Annotated in this window: 12 protein-coding genes; 4 read left to right on the top strand and 8 right to left on the bottom strand. The window is 64.1% G+C overall.

What is annotated here, in order from left to right; genetic code table 11:
• Positions 1-9 precede the first annotated feature (9 nt).
• Positions 10-1,401: an aminobacteriohopanetriol synthase HpnO gene (hpnO, locus tag IC762_RS11760; protein WP_195788965.1), complete on the bottom strand. Its 1,392-nt coding sequence runs from the start codon at positions 1,399-1,401 to the stop codon at positions 10-12.
• 102 nt (positions 1,402-1,503) lie between these two features.
• Between hpnO and IC762_RS11755 the strand changes: the two genes are divergently transcribed.
• Positions 1,504-2,127, top strand: a complete 624-nt coding sequence (locus IC762_RS11755; RefSeq protein WP_195788964.1) for a DUF2147 domain-containing protein — start codon at positions 1,504-1,506, stop codon at positions 2,125-2,127.
• 37 nt (positions 2,128-2,164) lie between these two features.
• Here the strand turns inward: IC762_RS11755 and IC762_RS11750 are convergent, their stop codons facing one another.
• Entirely contained in the window at positions 2,165-4,780 is a 2,616-nt protein-coding gene (locus IC762_RS11750; protein WP_195788963.1) for an MMPL family transporter, read from the bottom strand.
• Between the two features lie 453 nt (positions 4,781-5,233).
• Here IC762_RS11750 and ispH point away from each other — a divergent pair, with 453 nt between their 5' ends.
• Positions 5,234-6,160: a 4-hydroxy-3-methylbut-2-enyl diphosphate reductase gene (gene ispH, locus IC762_RS11745; RefSeq protein ID WP_195788962.1), complete on the top strand. Its 927-nt coding sequence runs from the start codon at positions 5,234-5,236 to the stop codon at positions 6,158-6,160.
• A 42-nt stretch (positions 6,161-6,202) separates the two neighbouring features.
• Complete coding sequence (gene hpnH, locus IC762_RS11740; protein ID WP_195788961.1) at positions 6,203-7,363, top strand: adenosyl-hopene transferase HpnH; 1,161 nt, start codon at positions 6,203-6,205, stop codon at positions 7,361-7,363.
• Positions 7,364-7,479: 116 nt separating this feature from the next.
• Here the strand turns inward: hpnH and IC762_RS11735 are convergent, their stop codons facing one another.
• The 6 genes from IC762_RS11735 to IC762_RS11710 form a co-directional block, all read right to left on the bottom strand.
• Entirely contained in the window at positions 7,480-8,181 is a 702-nt protein-coding gene (locus IC762_RS11735; protein WP_246801520.1) for a phosphorylase, read from the bottom strand.
• Positions 8,182-8,231: 50 nt separating this feature from the next.
• Complete coding sequence (shc, locus tag IC762_RS11730) at positions 8,232-10,208, bottom strand: squalene--hopene cyclase (protein ID WP_195788959.1); 1,977 nt, start codon at positions 10,206-10,208, stop codon at positions 8,232-8,234.
• A 167-nt stretch (positions 10,209-10,375) separates the two neighbouring features.
• Positions 10,376-11,626, bottom strand: a complete 1,251-nt coding sequence (gene hpnE / locus IC762_RS11725; protein WP_195788958.1) for a hydroxysqualene dehydroxylase HpnE — start codon at positions 11,624-11,626, stop codon at positions 10,376-10,378.
• Complete coding sequence (hpnD, locus tag IC762_RS11720; RefSeq protein ID WP_195788957.1) at positions 11,626-12,465, bottom strand: presqualene diphosphate synthase HpnD; 840 nt, start codon at positions 12,463-12,465, stop codon at positions 11,626-11,628. Before hpnD ends, hpnE begins: the two co-directional genes overlap by 1 nt.
• Positions 12,462-13,340, bottom strand: coding sequence for a squalene synthase HpnC (hpnC, locus tag IC762_RS11715; RefSeq protein ID WP_195788956.1), 879 nt, complete (start codon positions 13,338-13,340; stop codon positions 12,462-12,464). The genes hpnD and hpnC overlap by 4 nt, the downstream gene beginning before the upstream one ends.
• A 194-nt stretch (positions 13,341-13,534) precedes the next feature.
• Positions 13,535-13,771, bottom strand: coding sequence for a hypothetical protein (locus IC762_RS11710; protein WP_195788955.1), 237 nt, complete (start codon positions 13,769-13,771; stop codon positions 13,535-13,537).
• 405 nt (positions 13,772-14,176) lie between these two features.
• On the opposite strand from IC762_RS11710, the gene IC762_RS11705 reads away from it, so the two are divergent.
• Positions 14,177-14,680 carry a hypothetical protein gene (locus tag IC762_RS11705; RefSeq protein ID WP_195788954.1) on the top strand — a complete coding sequence of 168 codons (504 nt, stop codon included), beginning with the start codon at positions 14,177-14,179 and terminating at the stop codon, positions 14,678-14,680.
• The last annotated feature ends 23 nt before the right edge of the window (positions 14,681-14,703 follow it).

Here is a 14,703-nt window from a genome sequence, read left to right as displayed (position 1 = left end):
CCTACGAAACTACGCTGACTTTCTGACCGCGTTGTCGACCAGCGTCTTGCCGAGCGACCAGATCGCGCCGGGCACCTTGTGGCTGGCGGCGATCACCTCGTCGAAGGATTTCTCGATCCAGCTGCAATCCTGCTCGGTGATGACGAGCGGCGGCAGCAGCTTGATGGTATGGAGACCGTGGCCAGCGACCTGGGTGAGGATCTTGTGATCCTTGAACAGCGGCACCGTGATGAGCTGGCAGAACAGGCCTTTGTTGGCGGTCTCTAGCAGGTTCCACGACGCCTTCAGGCGCAGCGATTTCGGCGGACCGAATTCGACGCCGATCATCAGGCCCTTGCCGCGGACTTCCTTCAGGAGCTCGTAGCCCGGCACCATGCGCGTCAGCGCCAGACGCAGCTCGGCGCCGCGCTTGGCGGCATTCTCCACCAGCTTCTCGCTCTTCATCACGTCGAGCGTGGCGATGCCGGCGGCCATCGCCAGATCGTTCTTGGCGAAGGTCGAGCCGTGCACCACGGCGCGATCCATCTGGTTGAATATCTTGTCGAAGATGTTCTTGCGCGTCAGCAGCGCGCCGATCGGCACGTGGCCGCCGGACAACGCCTTCGCCAGCAGCACCATGTCGGGCTCGATGCCCCAGTGCTCGATGGCGAGGAACTTTCCGGTGCGGCCGATGCCGGTCTGAATCTCGTCGGCGATGAACAGCGTGCCGTATTTGCGGCACAGCGCCAGCGCGCCGGGCAGGAACTCGTCGGTGGGCATGTTGACGCCCTTGCCCTGGATCGGCTCGACGATGAAGGCGCCGACCTGGCGCGACGACAGCGCCTTCTCCAGCGCTTCGAGATCGTTGAAGGGGATCGCCGTGCAGCCCGGCAGCAGCGGCTCGAAGCCGCCGCGGAAATTCGAATCATCGGTCAGCGACAGCGCGCCGTAGGACAGGCCGTGGAACGAATGGCTGCAATAGACGATGCCGGGACGGCCGGTGGCGCCGCGCGCGAACTTGATCGCGGCTTCGACGGTTTCTGCCCCGGAATTGGCGAAAAACACCTTGTCCAGATATGGAACATGTTCCAGCAGCCGTTCCGCAAGCACGCCGGCGAGCGTGGAGACGTCCAGCTGCACGAGATTCGGCAAATCGGCGTCGAGCACGCTCTTCAGCGCACTGCGTAGCGCCGGATGATTGCGGCCAATCGCAAAAACGCCAAATCCGCTCAATAGATCGAGGTAACGAGCACCCTGACGATCGAAGAGATACTGGCCTTGCCCCTTTCGGAAGCCGACGTCGTAACCGATGGTTTTGAGAACGCGAACCAGCTGTTCGTTGAGATGCCGCGTGTGCATCGCACCGCGCTGGCCCTCCCGCTCCACAAAAATCTCGGAAACGTCTAAATTGGAACTTACCATTCGTTACATACGTCGGTTGATGGCCATCTCGTCAACTTAAAACGCCCGAGGGCGGCGTTTTGCCCTCTCCTCGGATCGTCCACTTAAGCACAGGTCTGGACCATGTTGCACTGCCCAAGAACTTTCGCGCGCACAATAGCCTTTTCAGGTTTATTTTTGGCCACCGTACTAACACCGGCACTGGCTGCAGACCCAACCGGCGACTGGAAGGTCGCCGATGGTGTCGCCACCATTCGCGTCGCTCAATGTAATGGTAGCATGTGGGGTGCGGTCTCCTGGGAAAAAACCCCCGGCGGCAAGGATAAGAACAATCCCGATCCGGCGAAGCAGAGCCGGCCGACGCTCGGCATGCCGATCCTGATCGACATGAAGAAAAAGTCCGGCGCCGATGCGTGGGAAGGTCAGGTCTACAACGCCAAGGATGGCCAGCTCTACAGCTCGACCATCAAGCCCGTCGGCACCGACCAGCTCGAGATCCAGGGCTGCGTGCTCGGCTTCCTCTGCGGCGGCGAGACCTGGACCCGCGTCGGTCCGCCGATTCCGCTGAGCGTTGCCGGCAATCCGGCGGCGAAAGGCACAGCGCCCAAATCGGCACCGCCGAAGACCACGGGCGCAGCCGTACCTGCGGCCAAGGGCCAGAAGCAGGCTGCGAACGCGCCGGCCGATATCGGCGATATCTGCCTGCTGCCAGAGATCGCGCATCCGGCGCCGACACCGACGCGTTAGATCGGCAACGCGTCACAGGTGACCGGTCGCCGTCCCGTCAGGTGACGTCGTCGCCTTGCGCGGCATCGCTCGCAACCTCGCGCGGCTTGCCCATCAGCGCGGGCTGGAACAACAACACCGCCGCGAGCGTGGTGACGAGCGACAGCGCGAGCAGCTTGCCCATGCTCGCGGTGCCGGGATGACTGGATAGCCAAAGGCTGCCGAACGCGGTCGCCGTCGTCAGCGCGCTGAAGAAGATCGCGCGCGTCAGGCTCGATTGCAGCAGGTTCGTCCTGCCCTGCCGCCACGCCGTGACATAATAGATCTTGAAGGCGACGCCGACGCCGAGCAGCAGCGGCAGGGCTACGATGTTGGCGAAGTTGAGCGGCAAGCCGATCAGCACGCAGATTTCCATCGTCACGATGCCGGCGACCAACAGCGGCACCAACGTCATCAGCACGTCGGTCACCCGCCGCAGCGTCAGGTACAGCAGCACGCTGATGCCGACCAGCGCCAGGATGCCGGCGTGGATGAACGCGTCCACGACGACATCGCCCGACTTCAGGATCGAGACCGGGCCGCCGATCGCGGTCGGCTCGGCAGCCAGCACGGCGTCGGCAAAGCGGCGCAGATTGTCGTTGTCGTTCGGATCGCCCTTCGGCTCCGCCTCGACGCGCATCAGGCCGTCCTTGGTCTTCCAGACCGCGACGAATTCCGGCGGCAACGTCTGCAACGTGATGGTCTGGGCCTGCAGCGTGTTCCTCAACTGATCGAACACGATCTTCAACGGCGCGACGAAGATGTTCTGCGCCTTGTCGCGGGTCGCCTGGTTGGAATCGGCGAGCTTCTGCAGTGAGTCCGCCAGCCGGCGCGAGGCCACGGCCCCGGGTCCCTTGCCGTCGCCGGCGGTCTTGCGCAGGCTGTCGACCGAACTCTTCAGCGACTCGACGTTCTCCTGATCCGAGGGCGCCGGATCGACCGAGTCAGGGTTGAGCGCGGGACCGAGCGTCTTGGCCGCCTTCGCGATCAGCTGCAGCTTGGCCGGCTGGTCGTCGGGCACGAAGCTGTCGAGCGACATCACGCGCGCCACTTCCGGCAACTTCTCGAGCTTGGCTTCGATTTTCCTGGCGTCGGCTTCCGAGTTCGTCATCACGTTGATGGCGTTGGCGCCGGTGTTCGGATCCTTGCGCAGATCGAGGAAGGTCGCGATCGATTCCGCGTTCTTGTTGCGCAGGTTGATCGGATTGAAGTCGAACTTCATCCAGTGCAGCAGCGGCAGGCCGGCGACCGCGACCAGCAGCGTGCCGACGATGATCGGGATGCGATGCTTTTCCAGGAAGTGATCGACCGGCGCGAGGAACGCGTAGCCGACGGCTTCCTTCTCGCCGGGCGGATTGAGCAGGTCGAGCAGCGCCGGCAGCACCGTGATGCTGGTGATGAACGCGATCAGCATGCCGGCGCCGGCGATCTTGCCGAGTTCGGAGATGCCCTTGTAGTCAGTCGGCAGGAAGCACAGGAAGCCGACTGCGGTGGCCATGGCCGCGAGCGACAATGGCACCGCCGAACGGTGAGCGGCGTTCTCCAGCGCCAGCACCAGATTGTCGTTCTTGAATCGCTCGGAGCGATAGCGGACGCTGAACTGGATGCCGAAGTCGACACCGAGGCCGATGAACAGCACCGCAAAGGCGATCGACAGCAGATTGAGCGATCCCACCAGCATCAGCCCAACCGCCGTGGTGATGGTCAGGCCGACGAACAGGTTGACGAACACGGCGAAGATGATCTTGGCGGAGTGCAGCGCGAGCCAGAGGATGACCAGCACGATCACCACGGTGCCGATGCCGTTGACGATCGCCCCGTCCTTCACGGTGGCGTATTCTTCATTGGCCATCGGGACGGGCCCGGTCAGGCGGACGCGCGCATGATACTCGGTCGGGAATTTCAGGTCGGCGGCGGCCTGGCGGATCGCATCGGTTGCCGACTTGCCGGGCTCCAGCGCCGAATAATCGATGATCGGCTTGAACTCGATGAAGGCGCGCTTGTCCGCATCGGTCAACGGCGTGTCGCTGGTCAGTTCACGCCAGGAGAATGTCGCGTCGCCCTTGGTCAGAACCTGATCGACCGTATCGGCGATCAGGCCGAAGGGACGCGCGGCATTGTCGAGATTGGCCTGTCCCCGCTTGACGCCGGCAAGGCCGGTTTCAAGCGCGCCCGTCAGGCCCCGGATCGAGGGATCGCCCGCCATGATCTCGATCAGCGGCGCGGCCTGCCCGAGCTGTTGCACCGTCTTGCCAACCTCTTCGGTGGGCAGGAACAGAAGCCCGTTCTTTTCGAAGAACTCGCCGGAGCCGAGCGGGGTGACGGATTCGAAGTTCTTCTTGTCGGCCGTGAGCTTCTCGGCCAGCGCCTTCGCCGCAGCGCCGGTCAGTTCAGGCGTCGCACCCTCCACCACGGCGAGAATGAGACGATCGCGATCGAACGCTTCCTCGAACTGGTTGTCGCGCTTGCGCCAGTCCAGATCGGGCGCGATCAGCTTGTTGATGTCGGTGTTGATGGAAAAATTGCGGGCCGTATAGAAGCCGGCACCGACCGTAAGGATCAGCGAAAAAATGACGACAGGGAGGGCAAAGCGCGTACACGTCCGAACAACTGAGACGACAATATTTGTCAGCACTTCGTATCTTTCTAATCTCTGGGAAGCGTTGGCCGAAAACGCCCGCTGTCTAGCGGAGTTCCCGGGGCCGATCTAATGTTGTTTTGTTGCGGCCCTCGACGTCTCGGTGAGGGACCCAAACAGCAGGAACGGCTACGAGCCGACGGTATAGACCGCCTCACTGGGCGATAAAGTGACGAACAAGTGAGAGAGACCGACGGTCGCAGGGGCAATTCCTCTATACTATAATACCTATTAAATCCGCATCACAGACAACGGCTCTTTTCGCGGCGCCACCTTTTTGGCACAAAGCCCTGTACTTCCATGCGCTTGGGACGTGGAACTGGTACAGCAATCGTGACGGCGTGGATATTGCAGCTCATACACTGCGGTCTCCGGCCCGGTGACGTGCGGCGCCGAAATGGCCGCAAGAGCATTGAACGAGACCGGTGCAATTTGCGTAACAGACGTCCTATGGAAGTTTTCCTTGCTCAGCCGCGCGGCTTTTGCGCGGGCGTGGTGCGCGCCATTGAGATCGTCGAACGGGCGCTCGAGAAATATGGCCCGCCGGTCTATGTCCGCCACGAGATCGTGCACAACAAATACGTGGTCGAAAGCCTGAAGAAGAAGGGCGCGATCTTCGTCGAGGATCTCTCCGAGGTACCGCCCCGGGCGGTCACCGTGTTCAGCGCCCATGGCGTGGCCAGGAGCGTCGAGGAGGAGGCTGCGGCAAGGGACCTCCCGGTGCTCAATGCCACCTGCCCGCTGGTCACCAAGGTCCACAACCAGGGCAAGCGCTACATCGCCAAGGGCCGTGCCCTGATCCTGATCGGACATGCCGGCCATCCCGAGGTCGAGGGAACCATGGGACAGGTTCCCGGGCCGGTTCTGCTGGTCCAGAGCGTCCAGGACGTGGCGGAACTCACCTTGCCGACCGACACCCCGGTGGCCTATATCACCCAGACCACGTTGTCCGTGGATGACACAAGGGACATAATCGGGGCACTTCAGGCGAAATTTACAGATATTCAAGGCCCGGACATCAGGGATATCTGCTATGCGACACAGAACCGCCAATCTGCGGTAAGGGACCTCAGCAAGCTCGTGGACGTCATATTGGTGGTAGGGGCCGCCAACAGTTCCAACTCGAACAGGCTTCGCGAGATCGGCACCGAGGTCGGCGTCGCGAGTTACCTCATTGCCGATGGGAGCGCGCTCAACCCGGACTGGCTGAAGGATGCGAAGGCCGTCGGCATTACGGCGGGCGCTTCGGCGCCTGAAGTTCTGGTCGACGATGTCATCGAGGCGCTGCGGCGTATCGGACCTGTCACGGTCTCGGTCGTTCCGGGCCGAGAAGAGAATATCGAATTCCGGCTGCCAGCCGAACTGACTGCGGGCTGAGCTGAACCCACTTCCGTTAAAGTGCAGAAAGAAAATCGTCTAATGGCTATACCGTTCTTCAAGGAAATGCGTATCGGCGGTTATCTGATCAAGCAGAAGCTGCTTGGCCGCAAACGCTATCCGCTCGTGCTGATGCTCGAACCCTTGTTCCGCTGCAATCTCGCCTGCGTCGGCTGCGGCAAGATCGACTATCCGGACGCGATCCTCAACCGCCGCATGACCGCGCAGGAATGCTGGGACGCTGCCGATGAATGCGGCGCGCCGATGGTGGCCATCCCCGGCGGCGAGCCGCTGATCCACAAGGAGATCGGCGAGATCGTGCGCGGCCTCGTGGCGCGCAAGAAATTCGTCTCGCTGTGCACCAATGCGCTGCTGCTGGAGAAGAAGCTCGATCTGTTCGAGCCGTCGCCGTACCTGTTCTTCTCGGTGCATCTCGACGGCCTGAAGGACCATCACGACAAGGCGGTGTCGCAGAAGGGCGTGTTCGACCGCGCCGTCTCCGCGATCAAGGCGGCGAAGGCCCGCGGCTTCACCGTCAACGTCAACGCCACCATCTTCGACGGCCACCCGGCCGAGGAGATCGCAAAATTCCTCGACTTCACCACCGAGCTCGGTGTCGGTGTCTCGATGTCGCCGGGCTACGCCTATGAGCGCGCGCCCGACCAGGAGCACTTCCTCAACCGCACCAAGACCAAGAAGCTGTTCCGCGACGTCTTTGCGCTCGGCAAGGGCAAGAAGTGGAACTTCATGCATTCCGGCCTGTTCCTCGACTTCCTCGCCGGCAACCAGGAATACGAGTGCACGCCCTGGGGCATGCCGGCGCGCAACATCTTCGGCTGGCAGAAGCCGTGCTACCTGCTCGGTGAAGGCTACGCCAAGACCTTCAAGGAGCTGATGGACACCACCGATTGGGAGACCTACGGCACCGGCAAGTACGAGAAGTGCGCCGACTGCATGGCGCATTGCGGCTACGAGCCGACCGCGGCGACCGCTGCGATCAACAATCCGCTGAAGGCGATGTGGGTGTCGCTGCGCGGCATCAAGACGTCGGGCCCGATGGCGCCCGAGATCGACATGTCGAAGCAGCGCCCGGCGCAGTACATCTTCTCGCAGCAGGTCCAGAAGAAGCTCTCGGAGATCCGCCGCGACGAAGCGGTCGCCGCCGAGCAGAAGGCTGCCCAGAAGGCTTCGACGGCCGCGTAAGTCGCGCCCCGAGGCGAGAATCAAAAAGGCCCGATCGCATCGCGATCGGGCCTTTTGCTTTGGGCTTGTGCTTCGAGCTGGTTTGCGGTTGATCCGGCGCGGGGCCGCGACCTGGATCAGGCCGCCTGCGCCGTCACCAGAACGTCTTCCACCGGCACCAGCACGTCGCTGCCGAGCAGGAAGCCGCGGCAGCCGCGCAGCGAGCGCAGCGCGCGGTTGAAGTCGATCCCGGTCGACACCAGCGCGCGCAGCGTGCGCGGATTGCGCACGATGCCGCGCAGCACCTTGCGCAGATCGATGTCGCCATTCGGCTTGACCGCGGATTTCGCCAGTTCCGGCAGCGCGCGGTGGGCCGGATCGCTGATCACGCGCAGTGCGGCGAACGGAATGCCGGCATCGGTGGCATAGGCCGCCGCGATGTGGCTCTCCATGTCGACAGCAGCGGCACCGGTCATCGAACGCAGCGCGGCCTTGCAGGCCTTCGCCGCAATCACCTCTTCCACACCGGCAAGGCTGCCGCGGACGATCCTGCGGCGCTTCAGCGCTGCGCTGGCGATCATTTCCTCGTTCAGCGCGGATGCCGCCAGGAACCTGGTATCGCCGGACATCACTTCGGTCGCGACCACGACGTCGCCCGACTTCAGCGACGGGTCGAGCCCGCCGGCCACGCCGAACGAAATCACGCCACGGAAGGTGGTCGGATCCAGCGTCGCCAGCAGCGCGCGGAGCTGCTGCGGGTCGCTCGAGCTGCAAATCACGATCATGCCGGGACCCGCCGCGATACGGGCCTCCTGCACCAGTCCAGTCACAATCAACACCGGCCGAGGATCAATTTTGTTGTCCACGGTCTCGGCGGCCCCCGCCTCAATCACATCCCGACCCCTACCACCCTGCTATTGGTGCTTCTCAAATTCCGATACCGCGCCAGCGCCCAGAGCGGAAAGAACTTCGAGTAGCCATGATATCGCAAGTAAAACACCCGCGGAAACCCCGTAGCCGTGTATCGCTGCTCGTCCCACAGCCCTTTTTCCGTCTGTGTTGCCTTTAGGTACTCCACCCCCCGGGCAACTGCGGGATTTTCGACCTCTCCGGCCGCCATCAAGCCAAGCAAGGCCCATGCCGTTTGCGAGGATGTGGATGGTGCCGTCTCGTAACCCTTGTAGTCCAGGCGATAGCTGACGGCGTCCTCGCCCCAGCCGCCGTCCTGATTCTGGATCGACAGCAGCCAGTCGGCCGCCCTTCGAATCATCGGGTCGTTGCGGCCGATGCCTGAGACATTGAGCGCGGATAGCACCGACCAGGTGCCGTAGACGTAGTTCAGGCCCCAGCGGCCGTACCAGGATCCCTCGGCGAGCTGGGTGCGGCGCAGATAGGCGATACCGTCGGCCATCGCCTTGCTGCTATCAGCGGTCTCGCCGAGCTGGCCCAGCATCGAGATGCAGCGCGCGGTGACATCCTCGGTCGGCGGGTCGAGCAGCGCGCCGTGATCGGAGAACGGGATGTTGTTGAGGTAGTATTCGAGGTTGTTGGCGTCGAACGCAGCCCAGCCGCCGTCGCGGCTCTGCAACCCCTCGATCCATTCGACACCGCGTGCGATCGCAGCGTCATATTCCTTGGTTCCGGTCTGGCGCCGCGCGCGGTCCATCGCCATGACGACCACGGCGGTATCGTCGAGATCGGGATAGTGGTCGTTATTGTACTGGAACGCCCAGCCGCCGGGGCGAACGTCCGGCGCCTTGACCGCCCAGTCGCCCTTCAGCTCGAGCACCTGGCGCGGCTTCAGCCAGTCGAGCCCTTCCTTCGCCCTGGCAAAGCTGTCGCCGCCGACCTCCTCCAGCGCGTGGCAAGTCAGCGCGGTGTCCCACACCGGCGAGACGCAGGGCTGGCAATAGGCCTCGTGCTCGCCGATCACCAGCAGCTTGTCGAGGCCGCGCCGTGTGGTGGCGCGCGGCGGATAATTCTCGTCCTTGCCGAGCGCCTCGTACATCATCACGATGTTGGCCATCGGCGGATAGATCGCGCCCATGCCGTCTTCGCCGTTCAGCCGCTCCTCGGTGAAGGCGAGCGCGGCGTCGATCGCGCGCTGGCGCAGGCGCTTCGGGAACATCGGCTCGATCACGCGCAGCACGGCGTCGAGCGAACGGAACAGATAGAACCAGCTCGCGCTCTGATGCGGCGCCTTCGGCGCCATGCGGATCGTCTTCGGATCCTCCAGGAACAATTCGTCGATGCCGACGCCCTTCGGGTTCTTCGCCTGCGGCTTCAGCGCGGCCAAAACCATCAGCGGCACCATCGTGGTGCGCGCCCAGTAGGAGATCTTGTTGATGTGGAACGGCGACCACATCGGCAGCAGCATGATCTCGATCGGCAAGACCGGCGTGGCGCGCCAGGTCACGACGCCGTAGAGCGCGAGCAGGAAGCGCGTGAAGACGTTGCTGCCCGAGGCGCCGCCGCGCGCGCGGATCGCCTCGCGCGCCTTGACCATGTGCGGCGCACCGACGGAATCGCCGATCATCTTCAGTGCGAAATACGACTTCACGCTGGCGCTCATGTCGAACGGGCCGTCATGGACCAGCGGCCAGCCGCCATGCGCGCCCTGGACGCGGCGCAGATAGGTGGCGATCTTGGCTTCGAGCGCGGCATCGACCGGCTCGGCGAGATAGTGGCGCAGCAGGACATATTCGGCCGGAATGGTGCTGTCGGCCTCGAGTTCGAACACCCAATGGCCATCGGCCTGGCGATAGCCGAGCAGCGCCTCGGTCGCCCTGGAGATGCTGGTCTGCAGCGCGACGGGGTCGACTGGCGCGACGGGGTCGGCTGCGACGCTGTGATCGCTCGAAAGCATTTCGCTCGATATCCTCTTCATCGCGGGCCGGCTCACACGGAGCCGGCGTCGCTGCAACAGGTCAAATCCAGAGCGTTTTCGAGCGAAGTGGACACCGGTTCGCGTGAAGAAAACGCGTCAAACTAAATCCAGAACCCCATCCCGATTTGATCGGTACGGAAAGGGCTCTAGCGTCTGGCGAGAACCAGATCGGCGGCGCGATCACCCGACCGCACCGATCCCTCGATGGTTGCCGGCAACCCGGTAGCAGTCCAGTCGCCGGCGAGAAACAGGTTTTTTTGGCTCGTTTCAGGCCCCGGACGTAAGGAGTTCTGCTCCGGCGTGGCCTCAAATGTGGCACGGCGCTCGCGCACGATCTGCCAGGGCGGCAGCTCGCCGGAAACGCCCGCGGCCTTGCAGACGTCGCGCCAGATCGCTTGCGCCAGCTCCTCGCGCGGCATGTCGACCAGGCGATCGCCATTCGAGATCGTCACCGACAGCCGCTGCGGGAACGCGAACAGCCATTCCACGAGGCCGCCGACGACGCCGAGGATCGGCGCGGCGTCCCGCGGCGGATCGATGCGGAAATGCGCATTCACGATGGCGCGGAACTTGGACGGCGTTTTCAGGCCCGGCAGCAGCGACGCCGCTGCGCGCGGCGGCACCGCGAGCACGACGGCATCGCCATCGGCCAGCGCGATCGTGTCCCCGCCGCCGAAATCGAGCTCACCGACGCGATCGCCCGCCATCGCGAAGGCGCGCAGCTCATGGCCGAACTGGACGCTGTGGCCGCGCTCCTGCAACTGCTTCACGGCGGGCTCGATCAGCACCGAGCTCAGGCCGTCGCGCGCAATCAGCGGACGGCAGGCCTGCCCGCCCGCCAGCAGCGTCTCGCGCACGATGGCGCCGGCGAGCCCGGCCGAGCCTTCCGGCGGATCGACGTTGAGGGCGGCGAGCAGCAGCGGCTGCACCAGGCGGTCATACAGCGTGCCCTTGCAGGGAATGGTGTTGCCGACCAGCTTGTCGGTGCCGGCCCAGGCCAGCGGCGCCAGCGCGAGATAGTCGCGCAAGCTGGTGTCGGGGACGCGGCGCGCTTCGTCGAACACCCAGAGCGGCAGGCGGCTCGAGCCGAGGTCGAGCTGCCAGCGCTGGCCGGTCCTGAGATCGACGAACGGAAACTGCGCGCTGGCCGGTCCGACCAGCCCGGCCTCGGTGCCGATCGAACGCGCATAGCTCAGCGCGTGACGGTTGCCCGACAGCAGGAGATGGTTGCCATTGTCGATGGTGAGGTTAGTGGCGGCGTCGAAATAGGATCGGCAGCGGCCGCCGGCCTGTTGCGTCGCCTCGTGGACGGCGACCATGGTGCCGCCGTTGGCGAGCCGCACGGCGGCCGAGAGGCCGGAAATACCGGCGCCGATGATATGAACGGTGTTTTGCATCAGATGATCGCGTAACGAAGCAGGATGCCGATCTTGGCGGCCTTGGAGACACGCACCGGTGTGCGCGGTGCGGCGAAGCCGCGTGCAATCAACAGGTCGAGGATCGCGCGGTAGTATTTCGACATGATCCGCGGCGCGCGCACGGCGCGACGCGAATTGCGTTTCATGATCTCGTCGGACTTCTGGAAATGCATCTTGGCGCGCTCGGCGAGCGGCGCACACACTTTCGGAAGATTGCGGTCAGCCGTCACGCGGGCCGGATCATTGTTGGTGATGCCGGCGTGCCAGAGCCATTCGCGCGGCAGATAGAGCCGGCCGAGGCCGGCATCCTCGTCGATGTCGCGCAGGATGTTGGTGAGTTGCAGCGCGCGGCCGAGGTGATGGGCGAGCTGGATGCCATCCTCCTCGGGCAGGCCGAACACCCGCACCGACAGCCGGCCCACCGCGCTCGCGACCCGGTCGCAATAGAGGTCGAGCGTGGCGAGGTCGGGCGCACGGATGTCCTGCGGCACGTCCATCTCCATGCCGTCGACGATGGCGAGGAAATCCTCGCGCTTCAGGTTGAACGTCTTCACCGAGGCGGCGGTGTCCCTCAGCCTGTCGGGCGGATGGCCGGCATAGAGCGCGTCGATGTCGTCACGCCATCGCTGCAACGCGGCCAGCCGCTCCGGGCGCGGGCCGTCGGAATCGGCGATGTCGTCGACCTGCCGGCAGAAGCTGTAGATCTGGAACATGGCGTCGCGCTGCGCGCGCGGCAGGATGCGCATCGCGGCATAGAACGAGCTGCCGGACGCGGTGCTGTTGTAATCCGCTGCGTTGGCCGCCGCCTCGACGCTCATGCGCCGGCCGCCGTCTTGGCCGCCGCGCGGCGCCCGACGGCGCGGCGGGCGGTCTCGCCGGCGACGCCACCGAGGCTCTGCAGCAGCAGTTCGACCGGGCTCAAATGGACGCGCTCGCTGAGCGGATCGCGCACCTTCAGCAGGCCGACGATCTTGTCGGCAAAGGCCTGGATCACCGAGATCTCGAGGCCGAGCCTGAAATCCTTCACCTCGGCGGCGAGCGACCTGCTGTCCTCGAGCAGCGTCTCGGTGCGCACCGCGAGCGCCTGCAGGCATTTGAGCAGGGCCGGTGGCGACTTCGCCTCGCCGAGCATCTCGACCGTCGCGCCGGACGCGGCCAGCGCATCGCGCGGCAGGTAGACGCGGTTCAGATTACGAAAATCCTTGCCGCAATCCTGCAGATGGTTGTTGATCTGCAGCCCGGCGCACAACGCGTCCGAGGCGGCCCAGGTCGAGATATCCTCGCCATGCACGTCGAGCATGAAGCGGCCGACCGGCATCGCCGAATACCGGCAATAGTCGATCACGTCGTCCCAGGTCTCGTAGCGCAGCTTGGTGACATCCATGCGGAACGCGACCAGCACGTCGAGCGCATGCCGCGGCGGCATTCCGCGCTCGGCGAAGGCGCGGCGCAGCGTGACGGCCTCTTTCTGGGTGTCGCCGTTGCCGAGCAACTCAGCCTCCATGAGGTCGAGATAGCGCAGCTTCTCCTCCGCCGGCAGGGTGGCGTGGTCGGCGATGTCGTCGGCGGTGCGGACGAAATTATAGAAGGCCAGGATCAGGCCGCGATGCTGCGGATGAATGATCCACGACGCGACCGGGAAATTCTCGTCGCGGTGGGTCTTGCCGGATCGCAGGTCGCTCGCGGTGGTCATTGGAATTTTGGCTGCACGGGTTCTGACGCAGGCGCGAATGGTCGGGGCGCGTGCGAGGGATTTGCGAGCCCCATATAGGGGAATACGCCACCAAAACCAATGCCATCTGTGACCGTCGCCATGCATGGCCGCGGCCGGCACGGATGCCGGCCGCGGAGCTTGGCTAACGGTTCCTGGAGACCCGAATTGCGGCCTTACTGGCCGTGGGATTTCAGCACCGCGTCGCAGGCGGAGCTGATCTTGGCGCGGTTCTGTTGCAGGCAGGCGAGAATGGTGAAATCGCCCTGATCGATCACGGCGCGGCAGTGGCGCTGGACGTCGCGCGTGCAGGCCTTCTGCTCCTCGGCCGTGCCACGCTGCTCTTGCTGAGCGAATGCGCTCGATGAAAGCGGGATCGACAACAGGGCGAAAGCCAGGACAAATTTACGCATTGTATTCCTTCGTTTCCGACAGCAGAGAATCTGACCCCGAAAAAGCGCTTCGGCATGACCGGGTCAGATTTGGGGGATGTAGACGCGGCTTAAAGCAGCAACGGACTGACACAAGGACCGCTAAATGCGGCTAAATTTGCGACGCTGTAAACCCCCGACCAAGCTATTGATCCAAAACATTTATTTATTCTCTTGCGCAGCACGCGTTCGGGCGATTGCGGGCAACGCCTGCGCAAAGCTAGATGCCGCATCGCGCCGACGGACTTGATTCCGCGCCGCACGGACGGCGGCGCCCACACAGTCCTGTCGTTTGAACCTAACATACTGCGGTGACACTAAACCTTCGATGCGGCGAGGCGCTTTCTCGGCTCTCAAGAAGCGCTGATTTTCATGGGAAAATTCACGATGAAACTGTTTGGTTCCAGCCTTTCTGGCCAGGCCCTCAAGTTGGCTTGCGTCGGCGCCGCATTGATGCTGTCCGCCTCCGCGGGCCACGCCCAGTCCACGGGTCCGTTCGCCGGCTTTGCCGGGTCGTGGGCCGGAACGGGCACGGTCGCGTTGTCCAACGGCACCACTGAACGCATTCGTTGCAAGGCGGACTACAAGGTCGCCCCGTCGGGCATGGCTTTGAAGCAGACCCTGCATTGCGCCAGCGACAGCTACAAGTTCGACCTCTCCAGCGACGTCACCAGCCAGGGCGATCGCATCTCCGGCAACTGGAGCGAGGCGAGCCGCAACATCTTCGGCAATCTGCAGGGCACCGCCGGCGGCGGCCGCATCGACGTGTTCGTCGAGGCTTCGGGCTTTGCCGCGAATTTGAACCTGCAGACCAACGGCTCCAAGCAGGTCGTGCAGATCGACTCCAAGGGCGAGATCCGCGGCGTCACGATCACGATGACGAAGAGCTGAGGTTCGCCCCTCACCGGCTTACA

This window comes from Bradyrhizobium genosp. L, assembly GCF_015624485.1.
Lineage (GTDB): Bacteria > Pseudomonadota > Alphaproteobacteria > Rhizobiales > Xanthobacteraceae > Bradyrhizobium.
Note: the sequence above shows the minus strand (reverse complement) of the source record. Positions and strands in the feature narration are given on the sequence as shown.

Bases quoted from the DNA above. Each gene is read 5' to 3' on its own strand.
- IC762_RS11755 (WP_195788964.1), top strand. From the start codon at position 1,504: ATGTTGCACTGCCCAAGAACTTTCGCGCGCACAATAGCCTTTTCAGGT.
- hpnC (WP_195788956.1), bottom strand. From the start codon at position 13,340: ATGACCACCGCGAGCGACCTGCGATCCGGCAAGACCCACCGCGACGAG.
- hpnO (WP_195788965.1), bottom strand. From the start codon at position 1,401: ATGGTAAGTTCCAATTTAGACGTTTCCGAGATTTTTGTGGAGCGGGAG.
- hpnD (WP_195788957.1), bottom strand. From the start codon at position 12,465: ATGAGCGTCGAGGCGGCGGCCAACGCAGCGGATTACAACAGCACCGCG.
- shc (WP_195788959.1), bottom strand. From the start codon at position 10,208: ATGCTTTCGAGCGATCACAGCGTCGCAGCCGACCCCGTCGCGCCAGTC.
- ispH (WP_195788962.1), top strand. From the start codon at position 5,234: ATGGAAGTTTTCCTTGCTCAGCCGCGCGGCTTTTGCGCGGGCGTGGTG.
- IC762_RS11705 (WP_195788954.1), top strand. From the start codon at position 14,177: ATGAAACTGTTTGGTTCCAGCCTTTCTGGCCAGGCCCTCAAGTTGGCT.
- hpnE (WP_195788958.1), bottom strand. From the start codon at position 11,626: ATGCAAAACACCGTTCATATCATCGGCGCCGGTATTTCCGGCCTCTCG.
- hpnH (WP_195788961.1), top strand. From the start codon at position 6,203: ATGGCTATACCGTTCTTCAAGGAAATGCGTATCGGCGGTTATCTGATC.
- IC762_RS11710 (WP_195788955.1), bottom strand. From the start codon at position 13,771: ATGCGTAAATTTGTCCTGGCTTTCGCCCTGTTGTCGATCCCGCTTTCA.